Raw genomic sequence first — 19,943 nt, 5'->3', positions numbered from 1 at the left:
CGCCTCAAGCCAGGCAGTACTTCGCCGCAGCAAACGGAAGCCAAGTCATGCCATGGCCGGGGGCATCGGAGGGAGTCAGGCGGCCGCCGGCCGGGTCCGGCAGGCCGTCGAAGAGCATCGATTCGATGCGGGTGTGGTCGTGGAACCATTCGAGGTGACGGAGATTCGGTACGGCGGCCAGCGCGGCCACATGCAGCGCAGGCGCGCAATGCCCCGAGACCTGCAGGCCATGCGCCTCCGCGACAGCCGCGATCCGCAGCAGTTCGGTGATGCCGCCGCAGCGCGTGACGTCGACCTGCAGGCAGTCGACCGCGCCGGCCATCCGTTCGAAGTAGACCAGGTCGTACCCGTACTCGCCCGCGGTCACGTCGATGCTCGTCTGTTCGCGGACCGTGCGGAGCCCGGCGAGATCGTCCGACGACACCGGCTCCTCGAACCAGGTCACGTCGTACGCCGCCAACCGCGCCGCGACCCGGCACGCCTCACCGACCGAGTACGCCCCGTTCGCGTCGACGTACAGCTCGGCGGAGCCGATCACGTCGCGAGCCTGTGCCACGCGTCGCAGATCCCGCTCCAGTGGCTCGCCGCCGATCTTGATCTTGACCCGCGGTATGCCCTGCTCCACCCAGCCCGAGAGTTGCTCCGCCAGTTGCCGTTCGTCGTACGTCGTGAAGCCCCCACTCCCGTACACGGGCACGCTGTCGTGCACCGCCCCGAGCAACCGGTGCAACGGCAGGTCGAGCAACCGCGCCTTCAGATCCCACAGCGCACAGTCCACCGCCGACATCGCCATCCCGGCTACGCCCGGCCGGCCGATGTTGCGCAGCGCGGCCCGCATCGCGTTCCAGGATCCACCGACGTCCATGGCGTCCCGTCCGTGCACGACCGGAGCCAAATCGTGTGCGGCGACGGTGGCGCAGGCGGGCGATCCGTACGTCCAGCCGGTCCCGGTCACGTCCCCGGACGAGACCTCGACCAGGACCAGCGTCGTACTGTCCCAGGCGAGCGTCCCGTCCGCCTCGGGCGAGGAGGTGGGGATCTTGAACGCCGAGGCCTGGAGGGTGTCGATCATGACTTGCCGGGGAGGAACTCCTGGACCTTGGACTTGACGCCTTCCTTGACCATGTTCACGCGGTCGCTGTCGCCGCGGACGATCGACTCCAGGGCCTTCTCGATCTGGTCCCAGCTCGCGTGCGGCGGGATCGGCGGGACGGCGGGATCGGTACGGAACTCGACCACGCACGGCCGGTCCGCGCGCAGCGCCTCGTCCCAGGCCGGGCCGACCTCCTCCGGCTTCTCCGCAGTTACTCCGTGCAGGCCGAGCAGCTTCGCGTACCCGGCGTACGGGAACTCCGGCAGCTCCTGCGAGGGCAGGAACTGGGGCGAGCCTCCCATCGCCCGCAGTTCCCACGTCACCTGGTTCAGATCGTTGTTGTGCAGGACGGCGACCACCAGCCGCGGGTCCGCCCAGTCCTGCCAGTACTTTGCGATCGTGATCAGCTCGTTGATGCCGTTCATCTGCATCGCGCCGTCCCCGACCAGTGCGTACGCCGGCCGGTCCGGCAGCCCGAACTTGGCGCCGATCACGTACGGCACACCGGGGCCCATCGTCGCGAGCGTCCCGGACAGCGACCCGCGCATGTCGCCGCGGAACTTGATGTGCCGCGCGTACCAGTTCGCTGCCGAGCCGGAGTCCGAGGCCAGGATCGCGTCCGTGGGCAGCCGGTCCGAGAGCTCGTGGAACACCAGCTCCGGGTTGATCGGATCCGCCGACGTGTGTGCGCGCCGGTCCATGACCTCCCACCAGCGCCGAACGTTGCTCTCCACACCGGACCGCCACGACTGGTCCTCCTTGCGATGGACCAATGGGATCAGCGCCTGCAACGTCCGGGCCGAGTCGCCGACCAGGTTCACTTCGAACGGGTAGCGCATCCCGATCATCGTCGGATCAAGATCGATCTGGACCGCCCGCGCCTTGCCGAATTCTGGCAGGAACTGGGTGTACGGGAAGTTCGATCCGACTACCAGCAGCGTGTCGCAGTCCATCATCAGCTCGTACGACGGCCGGGTGCCGAGCAATCCGATCGAGCCGGTCACCCAGGGCAGCTCGTCGGACAGAACGTCCTTGCCCAGCAAGGCTTTTGCAACGCCCGCGCCGGTCAGATCGGCGAGCTCCGTGAGCTCGTCGACCGCGCCACGGGCGCCCTGACCGACGAGGATCGCCACCTTCGACCCGGCGTTCAGGATCTCCGCCGCGCGATCGAGCTGGTCCGCTGCCGGGACCGGCGCTGACCAGCTCAAGTCAGTACTGGAGGGCACCATCTTGAACGCGTGCGACGGCGGCGTGTATTCGAGTTCCTGCAGGTCCGACGGGATGATCAGCGCGGTCACCGTACGGCGGGATGTCGCGATCCGGATCGCGCGATCCAGCACGTTCGGCAGCTGCTCGGGGACCATCACCGTTTGGCAGTAGTCGGACGCGACGTCCTTGTAGAGGGTATGCAGGTCGACCTCCTGCTGGTAGTTGCCGCCCATCGCGGAGCGCGCCGTCTGACCGACGATCGCCACCACCGGCACGTGGTCGAGCTTGGCGTCGTACAGCCCGTTCAGCAGGTGGATCGCGCCCGGCCCGCTGGTCGCCGTACAGACACCGACCCGGCCGGTGAACTTCGAGTACCCCACCGCCTCGAAGGCCGCCATCTCCTCGTGCCGGGCCTGGACGAACTGTGGCTTGTTCTCCGCCTTCTGCCAGGCCGAGAGCAGCCCGTTGATCCCGTCGCCGGCATACCCGAAGACGTGGTCGATGTTCCAGTCGCGCAGGCGCTGGAGTACGTAGTCGCCAACTGTCGTGCTCATCGCATTCCTCTCTGCAGGCCGGTCGCCAGAAGTTCGGCGAGATGAACGGCCCGCCGGTCGGTGGCTTGCTCGATCTGGGTACGGCAACTGAAGCCGTCGGCAACGATCACGGTCTCCGCGGCCGCGGACCGTGCCTTGGGCAGCAGCACCCGCTCGGCCGCGGCCATCGACACCTCGTAATGACCGCGCTCGAAGCCGAAGTTGCCCGCGAGGCCGCAGCAGCCGGAGTCCAGTTGCTCGCGGTCGACACCGGCGCGTTGCATCAGGTCGGCGTCGGACGTCAGCACCGCGTGCTGGTGACAATGCGTCTGGACCATCGCGTGCACGTCCAGTTGCGGCGGCTCCCAGTCCTTCAGCAGCTCGGCGAACGTCACGAACTGCTTCGACAACCGCCGGAGGTCCTCGTCGTCGTCCAGCAGTTCCGGCGCGTCCGACCGGAACACCGCGCTGCACGACGGCTCCAGCCCGACGACCGGTACACCGGCGCGGATCGTGTCTCGTAGGACGTCGACCGTACGCCGCAGTACCCGCTTGGCGATGCCGAGCTGACCCGTCGAGATCCAGGTGAGCCCGCAGCACACCGGGAGATCGGGGATCGTGACGTCGTAGCCCGCGGCCTCCAGCACCTGCACCGCCGATCGGCCGGCCGATGGGTGGAAGAAGTTCGTGAACGTGTCCGGCCAGAGCATGATCCGGGTGCCCTGCTGCCGTGGGCGTTTCGCGAACCAGTCGGTGAAGGTCTGCTCGGCGAAGCGTGGCAGCTCACGCTCGGCGGCGATCCCGCCCGCACGCTTGAGCAGACTGCTGAGAATCGGCGTCCGCGTCGCCGCGTTCACGAGCTTCGGTGCGCGGCTCGCCACCTGGGCGGACAGCGGCAGCCACCCCATCGAGTAATGCGCCATCGGCCGCAACCGATGCCGGTAGTGATGTGACAGGAACTCGGCCTTGTACGTCGCCACGTCCACGCCGACGGGGCAGTCCACCTTGCAGCCCTTGCACGACAGGCAGAGGTCCAGGGCGTCACGGACCTCGGTCGAGCGCCAACCGTCCGGGATCACCTCGCCGCGTACCATCTCGAACAGCAACCGGGACCGCCCGCGCGGCGAGTGCTCCTCCTCGCGGGTGACCTCGTACGACGGGCACATCACCTCACCCTCGGCCGACGACGACTGCCGGCACTTCCCGATCCCGACGCAACGCATCGTCGCCTTGCTGAACTTCCCGTCGTCGCGCGGGTAGCCGAACTCGCTGGGGATCGCCCGATGCCCGAAGTCGGTCCCGAGTCGCAGGTGCGAGTCGAGCGGATTCGGATCGACGATCTTGCCCGGGTTCATCCGGTTCCCTGGATCGAAGATCGCCTTGAACTCGCCGAACGCCTGCATCAGCTCTGGCCCGAACATGGTGGTCAGCAGCTCGCCGCGCGACTGGCCGTCGCCGTGCTCACCGGACAGCGAACCGTTGTACCGCTTCACCATCCGCGCCGCCTGCTCGACGAAGTCGCGGTACTGCGCAATGCCGTCCGCGGTGCGCAACTCGAACGGGATCCGGGTGTGTACGCAGCCCTGCCCGAAATGCCCGTACAGCGACGTCTCGGTCTCGTCGTAACCGAACCGGTCGAGCAGCGCCCGCAGATCGTGCAGATAGTCCCCGAGATCGTCGGGGTGTACGGCGGAGTCCTCCCAGCCCTCCCAGGTCTCGTGCTTCGCGGCTGGGTGGGCGGTCGCGCCGAGACCGGCCTCCCGGAGCTCGATCAATTGTTGCTCACGGCCCGGATCGTCGAGGTAGCTGATCGTCGCTTCGCCGTCCCGCAGGTCGTCCATCAGCCCGCGCGCGGCTCGGTCGGCCTCCTCGAACGTGTCGCCGGCGAACTGCACGGTCAGCCAGCCACGGCCTTCCGGCAGCCGCGCGATCGCCGTGTCGACGGTGTGTTCGTCGTGCTCGAGGTCGACCAGCACCTCGTCCAGCCCTTCGAGCTGCCACGGGTTGTGCGGCAGCACTCGCCGTACTGCGTGACCGGCGGCCTCCAGACTCGGGTACCCGAGCACGACCATCGTCTGGTGCTTCGGAACCTTCACCAGCTCCAGCTCGGCCCGCAAAACCGTGACCAACGTACCTTCGCTGCCAACCAGGGCGCGTGCGACGTCGAAGCCGTTTTCCGGCAGCAACGCGTCCAAGTTGTACCCGGAGACGCGGCGCGGGATGTTCGGGTAGCCGGTGCGCAGTTCGCCGAGGTGCCGATCACGCAGGGCGAGCAGGTCGCGGTAGATCTCCGCGCGGCGATCGTTGCCGGCCGCAATCTCTATCGGAGATTCCGTTGGTCCGACCCACATCCGAGTACCGTCGTACGTGAGCACCTCGAGCCGCCGGACGTTGTCGACCGTCTTCCCGTACGCCTGCGCGCTCGCACCGCACGAGTTGTTCCCGACCATCCCGCCGATCGTGCAACTCTGATGCGTCGACGGCCGCGGCCCGAACATCAGCCCGTCGGGCTCAAGCGCCCGATTCAGGTCGTCGAGCGCGATCCCCGGCTCGACCACACAGGTCCGTGCGGCAGCATCGACCGAAACCACGTGGTGGCAGTACTTGGTCCAGTCGATCACGACGGCCGCGTTCGTGGTTTGCCCGGCAAGACTCGTCCCACCTCCACGCGACAGCACCGGAACATCGGCGCGGCTGCAGACCGCGACCGCCACCGCAGCTGCGTCGACGGTGCGTGGCACCACGACCCCGAGCGGTACCTGGCGATAGTTCGACGAGTCGCACGAGTAGGTCGCCAGCGAACCGGCGTCGAACCGTACTTCGCCGTCGACCGCAGCCTCCAAGGCAGCCGCGAGTCCCTCCGGCGCCTGAACTTCGCCAAACTCGACTTGCACAGCCACGGACGACCTCCCGACCCTCGATCAGGGGTCGGTACCCGGGGTAGCCGGCCGCAAACGGGGTTCGAACGTCCGAACGACCCATGATCGGCACGAATGCAAGCATCGACAGTGGGCACCGGAATCGGAGCCACTGATCGGAGGTCAGCAGGTGAAGATCGGATACTTCCTGTCCAGCGAGGAATACACTCCCGCCGAACTGATCGAACAAGCCAGGATGGCCGAAGACGCCGGATTCGATGGCCTGTGGATCAGCGACCACTACCACCCGTGGAACGACGAGCAGGGGCAGAGCGCGTTCGTCTGGTCGACGATCGGCGCGATCTCCCAGGTCTGCGAACTCCCGGTGACAACTGCAGTCACCTGTCCTACGGTGCGGATCCACCCGGCCGTGATTGCGCAGGCGGCCGCCACCAGCGCCGTCCTGCTGAACGGGCGGTTCCGCCTCGGCGTCGGGACGGGCGAGGCGTTGAACGAGCACGTCGTCGGCTCGGTCTGGCCGAGCGTCGACGTACGGCTCGAGATGCTGGAGGAAGCCGTCGAGATCATGCGGCGGCTGTGGACCGAGGACGGGTTCGTCAATCATCACGGCAAGCACTACACCGTCGACACCGCGCGGATCTACACGCGGCCCGATGAGCCGCTGCCGATCTACCTGTCCGGATTCGGGCCCGAGGCAACAGACGTGGCCGCCCGAATCGCCGACGGGTATCTGACGACGTCGCCGGATCGCGATCTGTTGCAGCGTTTCCGCGACCACGGCGGCGGAGACAAGCCGGCCCAAGCCGGTTTCAAGGTCAGCTACGCGCCGACCGCGGACGAGGGCGTCGAGCAGGCGCACCGGATCTGGGGCAACTCGGGGCTTCCCGGCGAGCTCGCGCAGGTGCTCCCGTCGCCACGCCACTTCGAGCAGGCATCGCAGCTGGTCACGAAGGAGGCGACCGCGCAGTCCGTCGCCTGCGGTCCGAAAGCCGACGTTCACCTCGACGCGTTCACGCCGTATGTCGAGGCCGGGTTCGACGAGGTGTACGTCGCGAACATGGGCCCGCACAGCGTCGACATGATGAATCTCTACCGTACCGAGGTCCTGCCCGAGTTACGTCTTCGGAAGGAGCAGTCCCATGGGTAACCACGAAGCATGGACGACAGTCGATGTCGCGCCGAACATCCTGTTCGACCGGCTCTCCGACCTCGATCGCCTGCCGGACTACCTGCCCTGGCTGACCTCGCTGCACCGCACCGTGGAGACCCCGATCACGGCGCAGGGGCCCGAGGCACGGCGACCGCACCAGGCCGTCCGCGAGGACATCGACGTGACGGTCGGCGGCGGGCATCGCGGCGGCTGGATCGACGTACTCGACGAGGACCGCATCCTGCGCTGGGGCATGGACGGACCGCACGAGTACAACGGCGAATTGGCAGTCGACTTCGTCGCCGACGGGACCTCCAAACTGACCGTCCGGGTCCACACCACTACCGAAGGCCCGATCGACGCCGAACTAGACAACACCCTGTCAGCGATCAAGACCGCCGCCGAACAACACCCACCCACCGAATCCTGACAGCATCCGACATCTCCCGTTGCGCGCTGGATCATCGGTCGACGCTTGAGACGGCCGCTGGTGCGGGCGCGGTGAGCGGCTGAAGGGACTCAACGGTCATTGGGTGTTCCTGGTCCGCGACGGTCTCGAGGTGGTAGAGCAAGATGCCTTCGCGCAGCCACCGGGCACAGCCTCCGCGACCTGCAACTGCGCCGTCGTCGATCCAATATCAAGTACGCCGATCTTCATGTCATAGCGGTGCTCCCGCCAAAACTATCCACCCGGCGGTTCTAGGGTTCACGACGCTCCGGCGCGGACGCCTTCCTCGACTCGGGTACCCAGATCGCAGTCGACGTTTCGCCAGTAGGCGAAGGCGCGGGTCAGGACCGGCTCGCTGACGCCGTTGAGCAGGTGGCCGACGATGTTGTCGACCAGTCGGTCGCGCGCGGCGTCGTCCAGGACCTCTCTGACCATCGTGCCGGCCTGTCCCCAGTCGTCGTCCTCGGCGTGCGCGACGTACGCCGTGCGCGTGATCTCACCGTCCGCGTGCCAGCTCGGCGGTTCGCCGTGGTGATCGACGTCCGCTGCGGGGCCGCCCTTGGAGTTCGGTGCGTACACCGGATCGGTGGTCTTGCGGTAGGCCATCGCGCCGTCCTTGGAGTACGAGTGCACGGGAACGACGGGCGCGTTGACGGGCAGCTGCTGGTAGTTCGTACCGACCCTGGCGCGGTGCGCGTCGGCGTACGAGAACAGCCGGGCGAGGAGCATCCGGTCGGGGCTCGGCCCGATGCCGGGCACGAGGTTGTTGGGCTGGAACGCGGCCTGTTCGATCTCGGCGTGGTTGTCGGTCGGGTTGCGGTCGAGCGTCAGCCGGCCGACCTCGATCAGTGGGTAGTCGCTGTGCGGCCAGACCTTGGTCAGGTCGAAGGGGTTGAAGCGGTACGACGGCGCGTCGTCGTACGGCATCACCTGCACGTACAGCGTCCAGCTCGGATACTGACCGTCGCGGATGTGCTCGAACAGGTCCCGCATGTGGTAATCGGTGTCGACCGCGGCCATCTGATCGGCCTCGTGCTGGGTGAAGTGCTCGACGCCTTGGTCGGTCTTGAAGTGGTACTTCACCCAGAACCGGGCACCTTCGGCGTTGATCCATTGGTAGGTGTGGGAGCTGTAGCCGTTCATGTGGCGCCAGGTGCGGGGGATGCCGCGGTCACCCATCAGCCAGGTCACCTGGTGCGCGGACTCGGGGGAGAGGGTCCAGAAGTCCCATTGCATGTCGTGGTCGCGCAAGTTGTTGTCGGCACGGCGCTTCTGGGAGCGGATGAAGTGCTGGAACTTCATCGGATCCTTCATGAAGAACACCGGCGTGTTGTTGCCGACCATGTCGTAGTTGCCCTCGCTGGTGTAGAACTTCACCGCGAAGCCGCGCGGGTCACGCCAGGTGTCGGGGCTGCCCCGTTCGCCGGCAACGGTGGAGAACCTGATCACCAGGTCCGTACTGACCCTGGGCTGGAACAGGGCCGCTCTGGTGTACGGGCTGACATCGGCGGTCACCTCGAAATGGCCGAACGCTCCGCTGCCCTTCGCGTGCGGCTGCCGTTCCGGGATCCGTTCGCGGTTGAACTGGGCCATCTGCTCGATGAGGTACGCGTCCTGGAGCAGGATCGGACCGTCCGGGCCGACGGTCAGCGAGTGCTCATCACTCTCGACCGGGATCCCGGCGTCCGTGGTGGTGAATTGCGAAGAACGTTCGGTCATCGGGCAGCCTTCCTTCCTGGCAGCGGACACCGCGCCGAGGCACGGCAGGTCCAAAACCGGTACCCGCAGACGAGGACAGCAAGCCTGCCTCGAGGCAGGACCGGAGTTGCGTGGCTTTCACAGCCTGGTCTCTGCTCCGTCAAGATCCTCGACATCTTGTAGAGGTGGCGCAGACACCGTTTTGCCGTCAGACGTGGTCTGGGTCCTCGAAGGCGTGGTCCAGTGCTTCGGCGGCGGCTGGGTTGGCGGCTCGGCGGCCTAGGTAGACGTCTTGGGTGATGGAGACTGAAGCTTCTTCAATAGATCTCGGCAACGACGCGAAGCGATGTGATGTGACGCGGGATCTCTCGTTCGCACCCATCTCACCGCCAGGGACTCGAACCCCGAACCCGCTGAATTCCAGCTGAGACTGATCACCGTTTGTCGATGGTGCGCGAAAGCCCTTATTGGTAAGGGGTTCGCGGCTGGTCGCGTTCGTATCGGTTCTCATCGCTGACCATCCTCTCGCGCTGATTGAGGTGCGTAAAGAGGTGCGTTGAGTGCCGCAGCATGCAACTGGTAACGACTGCCGGTGAAGGCGTCATCGAGATCGACGACCAAACTCCCACAAGATCGGCCCGGGTGAGTACCAGGCGCCAGACAGCGGAAAGCTCTTCCTGCAGTACTGGTACAAGACGTCACGAACTTCGGTGAGCTCGAGTCGGACGACTGCACCGTTGTAGCTCGGGCTAATACCAAGACCAACGAGCTTGCGGTCGCACCGACGAGCACTGCAAGTTGCACCTGAGGCGGGCGCAGGGGAACCGACGGGCAAACTGAACTTCCTGGTTCGCTAGCACCTCGGTCGACGGCTTACCCAGTGACGCTGTACGGCTGGGGTGAGTCTTCCGACGGGCTCTCGGTCACAGGAGACGAGATCAGGCGGCGTCGACGAATGAGGCTCGCTGGGCCCGATGTTGTGGGGCTGCTGTCTACGGCAGGGTCAGCCAGGCTCTGTTGCAACGTCGCGTGAGAGATTTGGCGAGACTCTCATCGTGAGGCAGAACTCGATCGGAGCTGGTTTGGCCTCCCCGTTGGTTTGGGTGTCGTTCGGCTACGGGGCCAGGTCGGGCTGGGAAGTGTCGGGCTCAGCAGATGCTTGGTCCTGCTCCGAGGTTGCCTGGTTGTCGGGTGTCGTCCGTCGGGCCCACCGTCGGCGTAGGCGCGACTTGATGGCCGCCGCGCGGGGCAGGAGCTCCGCATCCGGGAATGTTCGGAGCGGGAAGAAGTCCGCGCCGTACTCGACACGGTCGTGGTTCTCGACCAGTTCTTGGCGGACGGCCGAATAGAGCAGTTCGGCGGCTTCGGCCTCCTTCTGGCGTCCGGACGACATCATCAGGAGTGCGACGATGCCGGCGAGTATCACAGCGGTGGGGGCGTCGTCCTTGGCGGCCCCCAGATCACGGAGGATGCTGAGCCCGGCCGCGACGAGGAGCGCGAAGAGCGGTGCGACCAATGCCAGCCGGAGTTCGCTCTCGGCACGCAGCCGGTCGTATTCGCCGTAGACGCCTTCGTGGTTTGCCTTTAGTTGGACGTTCGCGCGGTCGACTCTGCCACGGATATCTCTGCGCAGCTTCCTCTTGTCAAGGCAGGCGTTGAGCAGCTTGTCCAGCTTGGTCTCGTTGTCGGTGACAGCGGTCGCGACTGCTCTACGCGCGGCAGCCGCCATCTCGGCGTTCGAGCGTGCGAGTTGAAGTTGTTTGGCCAGGCTTCGCCTCCGCAGGCTGGGCGCCAGATCCGGCCCGGCCTTCCTGATGTCGCGCGCCTTCAGGTTGAGGACAGGAGCGAGGCCGGCCAGCCGGCGAGCAGGAATGCGCTCGATCAGATCCGGCACGAGCGAGGGGGACTCGGTGATCATCCGGCCGATTTCCTTCTTGAGGATGTAGTCGACGTTTCCGCGAGCCGGGTCCCACGCGTTCGCGACCGCGGTCCAGCCGTCGGTGACGAGGAGGACGGTCCTGAGCGCGAGCATGTTGTAGAGGTTCTCGAGGTGCTCGGCGAAGGGGATGTCGCGGTCGGCGCGCCAGGCTGTGTAAGAGATCAGGAGGAAAAGTCCGACAATGAGGGCGATCGACACCCACGATTGGAAGGCCATGGTGACGACGAGGACAGCGATGGCGAGTCCTGCAGCTCCTTTGAGGAGCGGCATGAGGATCTTGTTGACGACGATCGAGCCGACCTGGTTCAAGATGATGCCTACCAGGTAGATCGAGAAGGTTGCGGCAGAGCCGACCGCGGCCGTTGGCGCGGTCGCGGCGAGATTCTCGAGGCTGTGTACGAGGTGACCTTCTCGCAAAGGGGCAGGAAGGCGATCCCAGAGGAGGTAGCCAGTTGCCAGCCAGAGCGCGCCTACGCTGAGCGGCACTCGGGCGTCACGCAACCCTGGTAACAGTTGCGCCCAGAACGCCATTACCGCCACCCCCGACCGCGCGCATCTGCAACGAAGACAGTCCTGCCCGTCGAGGCCAGATCACTCCAAGCCAAGATCCCCCCTTGCCTACGGTGTCGCTGCGCGAGTGTGGCACAGACTGTGGCGATGTGACCATCTCTGACCGTCAGCGAAGCGACGTTGCATTGATATGCGGACAGCATCAACTCAGGTGTGTCTTCCGTGGTCGGGCCGACTCTTGGATGACACCAGAGAAGGTCGAGGTCGCCGAAGGCGTTGTCCAGGGCTAGGCCTACTTCCACAGCGCGTGGGCTGCGCGTTTCCTGGAACGGATGTTCCGCAAGTACGTGGTGCTGTTCGTCGGCTCCAGCCACCCCGACGTCGTGATGAAGTATCTGGGCCTTGGGCTAGGCCCCGATTCGAAGCGGTACGTCCTGACCGACGATCCGGACAACGCGATCTGGCGCCGGTTGCAGGTGACTCCTCTGGCGTATCCGGCTGAGCGCCACGATCTGCTGACGGGTTGCTTGGACGAGTGCGCCAAGCATGGCGAGATGGGTCTGCTGGACCACCGCCAGCGCCTCCGTGAACTGCTATCGACCGCGTCCGAACCTGCACCCGACGAGGAGTCGTACCTGGAGGACTCGCTGCAGCGCGAAGACCGGATCCGGTTCTTCTGCGAGTTCGCGACCGACAAGTACTGGCTCGAATGGACTGTGAAACGGGAACCACTCAAGAGGCTGTTCGAGCGGTCAACGGGCCCGGCCCCGGTGGCGAACGAGCTGGCGGACTGGTTCGCGCGCAGCTTCGCTCTGGTGAACGATACGGCGCTCGACCTGGACGAGCGCCGAAGTCTGAGGGCGTGGAGAGTATTCGCCGAGGCTGGCGGCGTTCTCAGCACGACGGTCTGGAATGCGCTCCGGCACGGCGTGCTGAGTGCTGAGGCGCCCCGGCCAGAGAGTCAGCAGGCCAGTGGCGACTTTCGACCATCGATGCGATACGACACTTCGGCCGGGTTCCGGGTTTCAACCAGCCGGAGGCTGGACTCTCACCTAGCGACGCGCCCCTTCGCGGGCCGGATCGGGAGCTGTCCGTTGGCTATGTTTGACCGACCTACCGACTCCCTCTTGCCTCGAAGGGATCGACCATTCGACTGGCCGAGAGGGGCTGTAGCTGTGCGGGCGATACTCCTGAGCGGCACGCTGGCGGTGGTTTGCTCGCTGCTGGGGACCCGGTTCGCGGTCAGATGGTTCTCCCGGCACGGCTTCGGCCAGCCGATCCGGCGCGATGGCCCGACGACACATCAGGTCAAACGGGGTACGCCGACCATGGGCGGTCTCGTGATCCTGCTGAGTGCCACCGCGGCGTACTTGGTGGCGACGTTCTTGACGCGGGGGTGGCCGAGTGCCAGCGCCTGGCTCTTGATGCTGCTGTTCCTCGGTTGCGGGGTGATCGGGTTCGTCGACGACTTCATCAAGGTCTACACCCAGGACAACCGGGGTCTGAGCGGCCGGGCCAAGATGGCGGGTCAGACGCTGATAGCGCTCGCTTTCGGGATCCTGGCCACACAGGTGTTCGCCGATGAGCGCGGCGTCCGGCCGGCATCGCAGTACCTCTCCACCACTCACGATTGGGGGATCAAGCTGCCGGTGGTTGTCGTACTGCTGCTGATCTGGTTCATCGTCGCCGCGACGTCCAACGGCGCCAACCTCACCGACGGGGCCGACGGTCTGCTCGCCGGGTCCTCGGCGCTGATCTTCGGCGCGTACACCATCGTGAACATCTGGCAGAACAACCAGCTGTGCAACTCCGCGCGCGCGAACGTGGTGGAGGCGCAGTGCTACCAGGTGCGCGACCCTCTCGACCTCGCGGTCTTCTCCGCCGCCATCGCCGCGGCCTGCGTCGGCTTCCTCTGGTGGAACGCCAAACCCGCACGGATCATCATGGGCGATGTCGGCTCTCTCGCGATCGGCGGCGCCTTGGCCGGCGTGGCGATCATGTCCCGAACCGAACTGCTGATGGCCATCATCGCTGGCCTGTTCGTCCTCGAGACGCTGTCTGTGCTGGTCCAGATGACCGGCTTCAAACTGACCAGACGTCTCACCGGCACGGGCCGCCGTCTGTTCCGCATCACCCCCATCCATCACCACTTCGAACACGCTGGATGGGACGAGGTCACCGTCGTCATCCGCTTCTGGATCGTCGCCGGTATCTGCGTAGCAGCCGGCCTAGGAATCTTCTACGCCTCCTGGCTGACCTGAACAATCCCGACCGGCTGTCGCGCAGGATCAACACCACTGTCGTCGCGATCTGAAGTGCGGCAAACGCCACGAACAGCGGAGCCGGCCACCGAAGCGCTAGCGCGCGTCACTTCTTCAGTCGGCAGCCCCGCCCCGGAGACACTCCCGCGGACTATCACCGTCACCTGCGCTACAGGTCGATGTGCGAAGTCCTGTGCACGGATGTCCGTACTCGTCTGCAAGCGGAGGTCGGCTGGTGGCGTGGGCTGTTCGTGTGGCCGAATGGACGTGACACGACAGGTACTTGGGGTGTGCGGACGTGTTGGGGCGAGGCTGCCTGGCGAGGACATACGGCCGTTGGCGGGCTGATAATGGGGGGATGTCGGTGATGGACCTGCCTGAGTTCGATGCCGCGCTGATGTACGCGGTCGAGGCGCTGCGGGAGGGACTGGCTGTCGTCGTGACGAATCCCGGTCCGATGACGTACGGCGTGATAGCTCGGGATGCGCGCGCGGTGAATCTGCTGAAAGGGCGGCCGGTCGAGCAGCCGGTTGGGATTTCGGTCCACACCGAGGCCGCGCACGATCAGCTGTTCCGGTGCCTCGATCTGCGCCGCGAGGCCCTCGCGATGGTCGACTTTGCTCTTGCTGAGCGGATCACCGTGCTGGCGCCGATCCGGTCGGATCCGGCGATGCCCGAGTGGCTGGCGCCCGCGATCCAGGATGGTTGGGTGCTGTTCTTCGACGGCTCCTGGGGACCGACTTGGTTCCTGTGGCAGAGCCACCCGTTCCTGTACGGAAGCAGCGCCAATCGAACCGGCGAGGCCCCGGCCGCCTCGGCCGCCTCGGCTCGTGCGCAGTTCCCCGGCCGCAGCATCATGATCATCGACGCCGACGACCAACGTGAGCCGGCCACCGCGTACGGCCCGAGCACAATCATCCGGGTCGCTCGCGACGGCCGACCGACCCTGCATCGATCGGGCGTCCAGGACCTAGCAGCGGGTGGATCCGACGTTCTCCTGAACCGTCTGTTCGAGTTCAAATCCGCGGTCGCCGGCCTGGACGGCTCGGCCGGTTCGCCGTTGGGCAGGACCTATCTGTCGACCGCGGTGGACGAGGACGGACTGCCCAAACAACTGGTGCCGAACACGCGCGTCCGGCTCGGGTTCGCGCGACAGCCCAACAAGAACGAAGGCGACCCGCGAGTGTGGGACATCCTGAGAGCCGGTGTCGGCTGCAATGCCCTCGGCACAGCCGTCGGGGCCGGCGAATTGCTGACCGGCGGGCGTCTGACGATCCCTGGACTCGGCGGTACCCAGGTCGGCTGCGAGCCGCCGCTTCGGGACCAGGAGGAATGGTTGAAGACGTTCCTGACCAGCACACCCTCCTGGCGCCTGAACGGCGACGAGCTCACCCTCACCTCAGGCGGTACGACGATCACACTGCTGGACCGCAAGATCGCCCAACCGGACTTCCCGCTCGACGGCATCAAATGGACGATCGTCACCACCATCACCAACGGCGACACGCGCCAAGGCTACGGCCGGACCGAGGATGCCTGGATCCGGTTCGACGACGGGCACCTCAGCGGCTGGACCGGCGGCACCGACCTCACCGGCACCGTAACCCGCAACAACACAGAACTCAGCGTCAGCGACATCGTCGTCACCGGGCGCGCCGTCACAGCCGAGACCGCTGCCATGCAGACCGCAATCATCGACACCCTCGGACCCGTGGTCGCCTACACCATCGACCACAACCGCCTGACGCTTCTGGCTCCATCCGGCATCGGCCTCGACCTGAGAGCGGGGAACGATCGGTAAGGACTGGTGCTCACTGGTCGACGTCGCCTCGCCTTCTCCTCCTGCAGCAACCGCGGCTGACACGATGTCCTCGACCTGGCGTCGCTCCAGCCGCTCTTCAGCGGTCGCCTGCGTGATCGCTCTGATGATCTTGGCCGCACGTCGATGGCGTTGGGCCTGCTCTTCGTGTGCGCTCTGAACTGAGTGGCTGGATTGCTGGACCGCACGACACCGGCGGTACCAGCAAGGTTAGCCGTGCGATTGCTACTTCCGCCAAACCGTCGAGTGCCTCCTTGCCGATCGCGTGATGACCGTCGGCTCTGGCCCGCTTGGCTATCCCGGTGAGTGCATCACGGATCGCGTAGAGGCAAACGACCTGCGTGCGAGCGCCGCGCCGAGCGCTGTGAAGACGACGACAGTGTCTTCGGTCACTGACAGTTCCGTGCTGCCGTCGATCGAACCACGAGCGATCCGCCCGGTGGCCTCGTCGGTCCTCGCCCGCCGCCCTGTGGTGTGGGGTTGCCCTGACAGTAGGTAGGCAGCGGCGAGGGTCGCCCGTCGGCGTTCGATGGCGCCAAGGACGGAGTGTCCGGCGAGCTCGACGACGACGTCGGTTCGGTCCGTCATGCGGCGCTCCTTGCCGTTAGGTGTGAAGCTCGCCACTGGCACGCCTCGTCGAATCGCCCGATCGACGAGCCACTCGGGAGCTGCGCGCTCCATCCCGATCCAGACCATGGCCGCAGCGAGCAGGAGCGCCCATCCGAACGCCGCGAACGCCCACCGGCTCCAACGAGCGGAAGGATCCATCGCCACCCAGAGCGGGAAGGCAACGCCAGTCGCCACGATGACGAGCAAGCCGACCCTGCCCGGTACGTCGACGATGCCCCGCATTGCCCGCCAGGAAAGAAATGCCCGCAATTGAACCGCAACAAGCCCAACGGTTAGCAGCAACGCGACAAGCCCCGCGATGATCGAAGCAAGTCCGGGCTGTCGCGTTTGTACGTCGTGCCGGTGGCGGTGCCGGTGCCGTTGTCGAGGTCGTGTTGGTGTAGCGCTCGCCCAGGCCCGCCGAGGAACTGTCCCGGTCGGCGGGGACTTACGCCGAACTGGTAGCGCTTGGAGGCTTGGTCCCGTGGGACAACGGGCTGTGGAGGCATGCTGAAAGCGTTCAGGCGCAGCAGCATATAGGCATGGCGGCGAGAGATTTGGTGTTCGGGGTGGGAGACAGGGTTCGGACTTGGGGGCGGTTCGTGGCGGGGGCTGACGGTGATTGGTTGGACTTGGCCCGCGTGCATGATTTGACGTGGAGAGCGCCGGGTTGGAAGTCGGATCGGTCGGTTCGGTTGATCGGGGCAGATGGTGAGGCAGTCGCTGCCGGCGTTGCAGCGAACCGGGGGCTGGGCTACGTCTCGGTGGTTGGGGTGTGGGGGGACGAGAGCATCGAGGTCGAAGGGTTGTCGGCGGAGATGCCTGCTCGAGCGGCGGGTGCGGCACGGAGGGATCCGCCGTGCCCGCCGCCGCCTGGTGGCTGGCGGCACGGCGTGGTCGAGCTGGATATTGACCTCCGCGACCGCGAGTCGTTCGGACCGATCGTCCACCTGGCGATTTTCCGTCCCTCCCCGGAGCAGGAGGTGTTGGTCGTCGCTGCCACCGATGTGGACGCGGTGATCCGGCAGTTGTCGCCGAAACTTCCACGACAGTTATGTGTGGTGCCCAGCCGGTTCACCCGTGCTCAGATCGACGAGGTGTACGACGTTCTGCACGCCAACTGGCGAGACTGGGGCCTGGAATCGTTCGGCACCGGCTCGGATGAGCAGGCTCAACCGTTCGTCGCGGCGATGATGTTCCGGGTTACCGCTGAGATGGCTGAATGGGGTGACGCGCTGCCCGAGGGCCTCGTCCGCCTCGAGCCGACAGTGAGCCCGGCCTGACGACGCGATCGAGTAGCTGAGCCGTGATCACCGCCGCGATGATGGGCGACCCCTCGCGTTCGCTGCTGGTTGTGTCCATCAGGGTTCGATGATCAGCCTGCGACGAGGCCATGCCGACGTCGTTCAGGTCAGTGAGCGCGTGCGTCACGCCGTCGTGCAGCACCGCTGACTGAGCTTGTTGTACCGTTCGATCGTACGACCCCAGCCGTCTGCAGACGGCCGAGTGTGAACCGCCTGAGCTGCTGCTAGCGGACTCTTCGCGGCTTAGGGGCGAGGCCGGCGCGGGTGAGGATACTGGCGGGCCGGGGGCGTTCGTCGGCTGCGACGAAGTTCTCGTTCGGGATGAAGTTGCCCTCGATGTTGCCGTTGTCGTCGACCTTCCATGCCCCTCGGATGGCTGTCGGAGGCACGTCGTCGTTCGGGCCGTAGCTGCCAACGATCTCGTACACCCAGCCGCCCGGCGTGTTCTTCGCTTCGGCGACCAGTCCAGGGGGAATCTCGCGATCGGTCATCTATCCGCCTATCCAACAAAGATGTGTGCAGGACGATAACAACTGTGGGCCGCACGCTGCGGCGTGTTGTGAGTAACGTCGTGTATTTCTCGCCCCTAATATTCCAGCCGTAGTTTTGTGATGTGGCGGTGTGACGGTCCGAGACGTAGTGCAGCCACCGGTTGATGACTCGCCGGTACCCGTTGACCTGGCGAGCGCGAACCCGACCTGACGCTGCGCCCGCGGGGAGGCGCTTCTTTCTAGCGTCACCTAGCGATCCCCTTTGTGGCTGACGACAGCGTTCTCACTCGAGGGACTCCCAGTACCGGCGACTACTCCATCGAGATTGCCCAGCAGATCACCGAAGTCGTCCAGGGCCCGGAAGGCGCGGCCTGAAGCGAACGTCCACCACCCCCGGCAGTTGCTAGGTTGCGAAGCTGGCGACCTACGGCGATGAAACGTCTTCGTGTTCGGCGTCGTCTTCGATGACCTCGACCGCCAAGTTGTTCAGTGCCGCGATTACAGCGTTCACCTGAGTGACCAGATCGAGTTCGACAGCCCCTTGCTCAGCGCCAACCGGGAGCCGGAGCGGAATAAGCACGTCGGTGTACTCCGGTCGTGAGTGGTGCATGATGCCGGCGCCGGTCAGTGCATCCGAGGTCAGTGACATCTCCTGCGGCGTCTTCAGGCTCACCTGCGCCCACACCGGCCCGGGGCCGTAGGCGTCCCACCAGTGAAGCCAGATGCCAACCCAAATCGACTTGCCAGACGGCGTTGAGATGTACCGTCCGAAACCTCCGTCAGCCGAACCGTTGCGCATCTTTGACGAGGACACGCGCGAACAGACCGACTTGATCGTCTCGCTGATCGCTTGAAGTTGGCGACCGGCCCGCTGAGGCAGATCGCCAGGAACCAGCGGAACCCAACCCACGGTGGTTCGCCACTCGACCAACCCTCGGAGCTGAGCAAGTTCTGCAGCACCGGCTGTGTCGCCGAACTTTCCGACCGCTGCGCTCATCCGATTCAACATCGACTCCCATGACACCACGGCGAGGACGTGGCCCGTCGCGCCGAGCGGCATCGTCGCAATGCCCGCGTCGAGTGCGCCTTCCGGCAAGGCCACAGGCTCGGCCGCACCACCGGGGGTCACCGAGATCGTTCGCCACACGTTCTGCATACGGTCCCTCGGAACCAGGAAGGCGAGAGCCGCGGCCACACCAGCGGTCAGTTTGTTCACGTACGCGCCACTGGTCTGAGCGAGGGTCATTTCTGCATCGAATTTCGCCTCCACCACGAGTCGAGTACCCGCCGGGTCCGACGCGACGAGATCGGGCCGACCCTCCGTCTCCGGGTTGATCTCCTGTCCGGTAAAGACCAACCCCGTTGTCGAAGCGCCTGGGCACGCGTCAAGGAGGAAGTCCGCCATCGCAGAAGCAACAGCCCTAGATGTCGCACACAAGTGCACCAACGCGTCAGTTGCAACTGGCTCAGGCGGTAGGCGCCGGGTCGCCACGATGGTCGCAAGCAAATCGGTCATTATCGGATGGTGCCACAGACGCAACGTACGAGCGCGGGGCGCGACCCGTTCAGATGCTGAGCGCGATGCTGCGGTGGAGGAGGTCGGTGACGACTTCGCGGGCCATGAGTCTGTTGTGGACGTGAGCACCGCTCACCCATCTCAAGAACTGACCCGACCACCCGTATTGATCGAGCGCGATCGAGATGTGTTCGAATGCAAACTCAGCGAAGACGTGTGGGCTGTGGTGGCGTAGGGGCCGAGGTCGAGTATCCAGATCGTCCTCGGGTCAAGCATCCGCGGCAGGCCCGGGAACTCACCGTTTTACTCACCGGAATGGGCAGTAGATGACGAGCGCTGACGACGATTCAGCGCAACTCTCCGTCAGAGAGTCAGCAGGCCAGTGGCGACTTTCGACCATCGATGCGATACGAGGACACCTCTGAGCTGGTAAGGGGGGTTAGGGGTTCAGGTCCGGTTGCTGGCTCCTTCATGCGGGAGTCCA

The 19,943-nt window shown here is 65.7% G+C and carries 13 protein-coding genes; 5 read left to right on the top strand and 8 right to left on the bottom strand.

What is annotated here, in order from left to right; all coding sequences use genetic code 11:
* Positions 1-4 precede the first annotated feature (4 nt).
* From ACGFI6_RS02780 to ACGFI6_RS02770, 3 genes are read right to left on the bottom strand one after another with little or no spacing between them, the layout of a single operon-like run.
* Positions 5-1,072: an enolase C-terminal domain-like protein gene (locus ACGFI6_RS02780; RefSeq protein WP_393114834.1), complete on the bottom strand. Its 1,068-nt coding sequence runs from the start codon at positions 1,070-1,072 to the stop codon at positions 5-7.
* On the bottom strand, positions 1,069-2,856 hold the full coding sequence (locus tag ACGFI6_RS02775; RefSeq protein WP_393114833.1) for a thiamine pyrophosphate-requiring protein: 1,788 nt from the start codon (positions 2,854-2,856) through the stop codon (positions 1,069-1,071). The genes ACGFI6_RS02780 and ACGFI6_RS02775 overlap by 4 nt, the downstream gene beginning before the upstream one ends.
* The gene (locus ACGFI6_RS02770) at positions 2,853-5,735 is read right to left on the bottom strand and encodes an FAD-binding and (Fe-S)-binding domain-containing protein (protein ID WP_393114832.1); all 2,883 of its coding nucleotides are present in this window, start codon (positions 5,733-5,735) and stop codon (positions 2,853-2,855) included. Before ACGFI6_RS02770 ends, ACGFI6_RS02775 begins: the two co-directional genes overlap by 4 nt.
* A gap of 148 nt (positions 5,736-5,883) precedes the next feature.
* On the opposite strand from ACGFI6_RS02770, the gene ACGFI6_RS02765 reads away from it, so the two are divergent.
* Both ACGFI6_RS02765 and ACGFI6_RS02760 read left to right on the top strand, forming a co-directional pair.
* Positions 5,884-6,861 carry a TIGR03557 family F420-dependent LLM class oxidoreductase gene (locus tag ACGFI6_RS02765; protein WP_393114831.1) on the top strand — a complete coding sequence of 326 codons (978 nt, stop codon included), beginning with the start codon at positions 5,884-5,886 and terminating at the stop codon, positions 6,859-6,861.
* Positions 6,854-7,294, top strand: a complete 441-nt coding sequence (locus tag ACGFI6_RS02760) for an SRPBCC family protein (RefSeq protein ID WP_393114830.1) — start codon at positions 6,854-6,856, stop codon at positions 7,292-7,294. Before ACGFI6_RS02765 ends, ACGFI6_RS02760 begins: the two co-directional genes overlap by 8 nt.
* 276 nt (positions 7,295-7,570) lie before the next feature.
* Here the strand turns inward: ACGFI6_RS02760 and ACGFI6_RS02755 are convergent, their stop codons facing one another.
* Both ACGFI6_RS02755 and ACGFI6_RS02750 read right to left on the bottom strand, forming a co-directional pair.
* The gene (locus ACGFI6_RS02755) at positions 7,571-9,031 is read right to left on the bottom strand and encodes a catalase (RefSeq protein ID WP_393114829.1); all 1,461 of its coding nucleotides are present in this window, start codon (positions 9,029-9,031) and stop codon (positions 7,571-7,573) included.
* Between the two features lie 1,093 nt (positions 9,032-10,124).
* Positions 10,125-11,480: a hypothetical protein gene (locus tag ACGFI6_RS02750; RefSeq protein ID WP_393114828.1), complete on the bottom strand. Its 1,356-nt coding sequence runs from the start codon at positions 11,478-11,480 to the stop codon at positions 10,125-10,127.
* A gap of 1,154 nt (positions 11,481-12,634) precedes the next feature.
* On the opposite strand from ACGFI6_RS02750, the gene mraY reads away from it, so the two are divergent.
* Both mraY and ACGFI6_RS02740 read left to right on the top strand, forming a co-directional pair.
* The gene (mraY, locus tag ACGFI6_RS02745) at positions 12,635-13,720 is read left to right on the top strand and encodes a phospho-N-acetylmuramoyl-pentapeptide-transferase (protein WP_393115743.1); all 1,086 of its coding nucleotides are present in this window, start codon (positions 12,635-12,637) and stop codon (positions 13,718-13,720) included.
* A 358-nt stretch (positions 13,721-14,078) separates the two neighbouring features.
* Complete coding sequence (locus tag ACGFI6_RS02740) at positions 14,079-15,521, top strand: META domain-containing protein (RefSeq protein WP_393114827.1); 1,443 nt, start codon at positions 14,079-14,081, stop codon at positions 15,519-15,521.
* 312 nt (positions 15,522-15,833) lie between these two features.
* On the opposite strand, the gene ACGFI6_RS02735 is transcribed toward ACGFI6_RS02740, so the two are convergent.
* Positions 15,834-16,391, bottom strand: a complete 558-nt coding sequence (locus ACGFI6_RS02735; protein WP_393114826.1) for a hypothetical protein — start codon at positions 16,389-16,391, stop codon at positions 15,834-15,836.
* A 299-nt stretch (positions 16,392-16,690) separates the two neighbouring features.
* Here ACGFI6_RS02735 and ACGFI6_RS02730 point away from each other — a divergent pair, with 299 nt between their 5' ends.
* Positions 16,691-17,431 carry a hypothetical protein gene (locus ACGFI6_RS02730; RefSeq protein ID WP_393114825.1) on the top strand — a complete coding sequence of 247 codons (741 nt, stop codon included), beginning with the start codon at positions 16,691-16,693 and terminating at the stop codon, positions 17,429-17,431.
* Positions 17,432-17,676: 245 nt separating this feature from the next.
* Here ACGFI6_RS02730 and ACGFI6_RS02725 read toward each other — a convergent pair whose 3' ends face one another.
* Complete coding sequence (locus ACGFI6_RS02725) at positions 17,677-17,943, bottom strand: hypothetical protein (RefSeq protein WP_393114824.1); 267 nt, start codon at positions 17,941-17,943, stop codon at positions 17,677-17,679.
* Between the two features lie 424 nt (positions 17,944-18,367).
* Positions 18,368-19,348, bottom strand: a complete 981-nt coding sequence (locus ACGFI6_RS02720; RefSeq protein WP_393114823.1) for a hypothetical protein — start codon at positions 19,346-19,348, stop codon at positions 18,368-18,370.
* Between the last annotated feature and the right edge of the window lie 595 nt (positions 19,349-19,943).

Source organism: Kribbella sp. NPDC048928 (genome assembly GCF_043197975.1).
Lineage (GTDB): Bacteria > Actinomycetota > Actinomycetes > Propionibacteriales > Kribbellaceae > Kribbella.
The sequence above is the reverse complement of the archived record's forward strand: the minus strand, read 5'-3'. Positions and strand labels throughout refer to the sequence as shown.

Bases quoted from the DNA above. Each gene is read 5' to 3' on its own strand.
- ACGFI6_RS02730 (WP_393114825.1), top strand. From the start codon at position 16,691: ATGGCGGCGAGAGATTTGGTGTTCGGGGTGGGAGACAGGGTTCGGACT.
- ACGFI6_RS02775 (WP_393114833.1), bottom strand. From the start codon at position 2,856: ATGAGCACGACAGTTGGCGACTACGTACTCCAGCGCCTGCGCGACTGG.
- ACGFI6_RS02720 (WP_393114823.1), bottom strand. From the start codon at position 19,348: ATGGCGGACTTCCTCCTTGACGCGTGCCCAGGCGCTTCGACAACGGGG.
- ACGFI6_RS02735 (WP_393114826.1), bottom strand. From the start codon at position 16,391: ATGCGGGGCATCGTCGACGTACCGGGCAGGGTCGGCTTGCTCGTCATC.
- ACGFI6_RS02755 (WP_393114829.1), bottom strand. From the start codon at position 9,031: ATGACCGAACGTTCTTCGCAATTCACCACCACGGACGCCGGGATCCCG.
- ACGFI6_RS02780 (WP_393114834.1), bottom strand. From the start codon at position 1,072: ATGATCGACACCCTCCAGGCCTCGGCGTTCAAGATCCCCACCTCCTCG.
- ACGFI6_RS02740 (WP_393114827.1), top strand. From the start codon at position 14,079: ATGTCGGTGATGGACCTGCCTGAGTTCGATGCCGCGCTGATGTACGCG.
- ACGFI6_RS02725 (WP_393114824.1), bottom strand. From the start codon at position 17,943: ATGACCGATCGCGAGATTCCCCCTGGACTGGTCGCCGAAGCGAAGAAC.
- ACGFI6_RS02750 (WP_393114828.1), bottom strand. From the start codon at position 11,480: ATGGCGTTCTGGGCGCAACTGTTACCAGGGTTGCGTGACGCCCGAGTG.
- ACGFI6_RS02760 (WP_393114830.1), top strand. From the start codon at position 6,854: ATGGGTAACCACGAAGCATGGACGACAGTCGATGTCGCGCCGAACATC.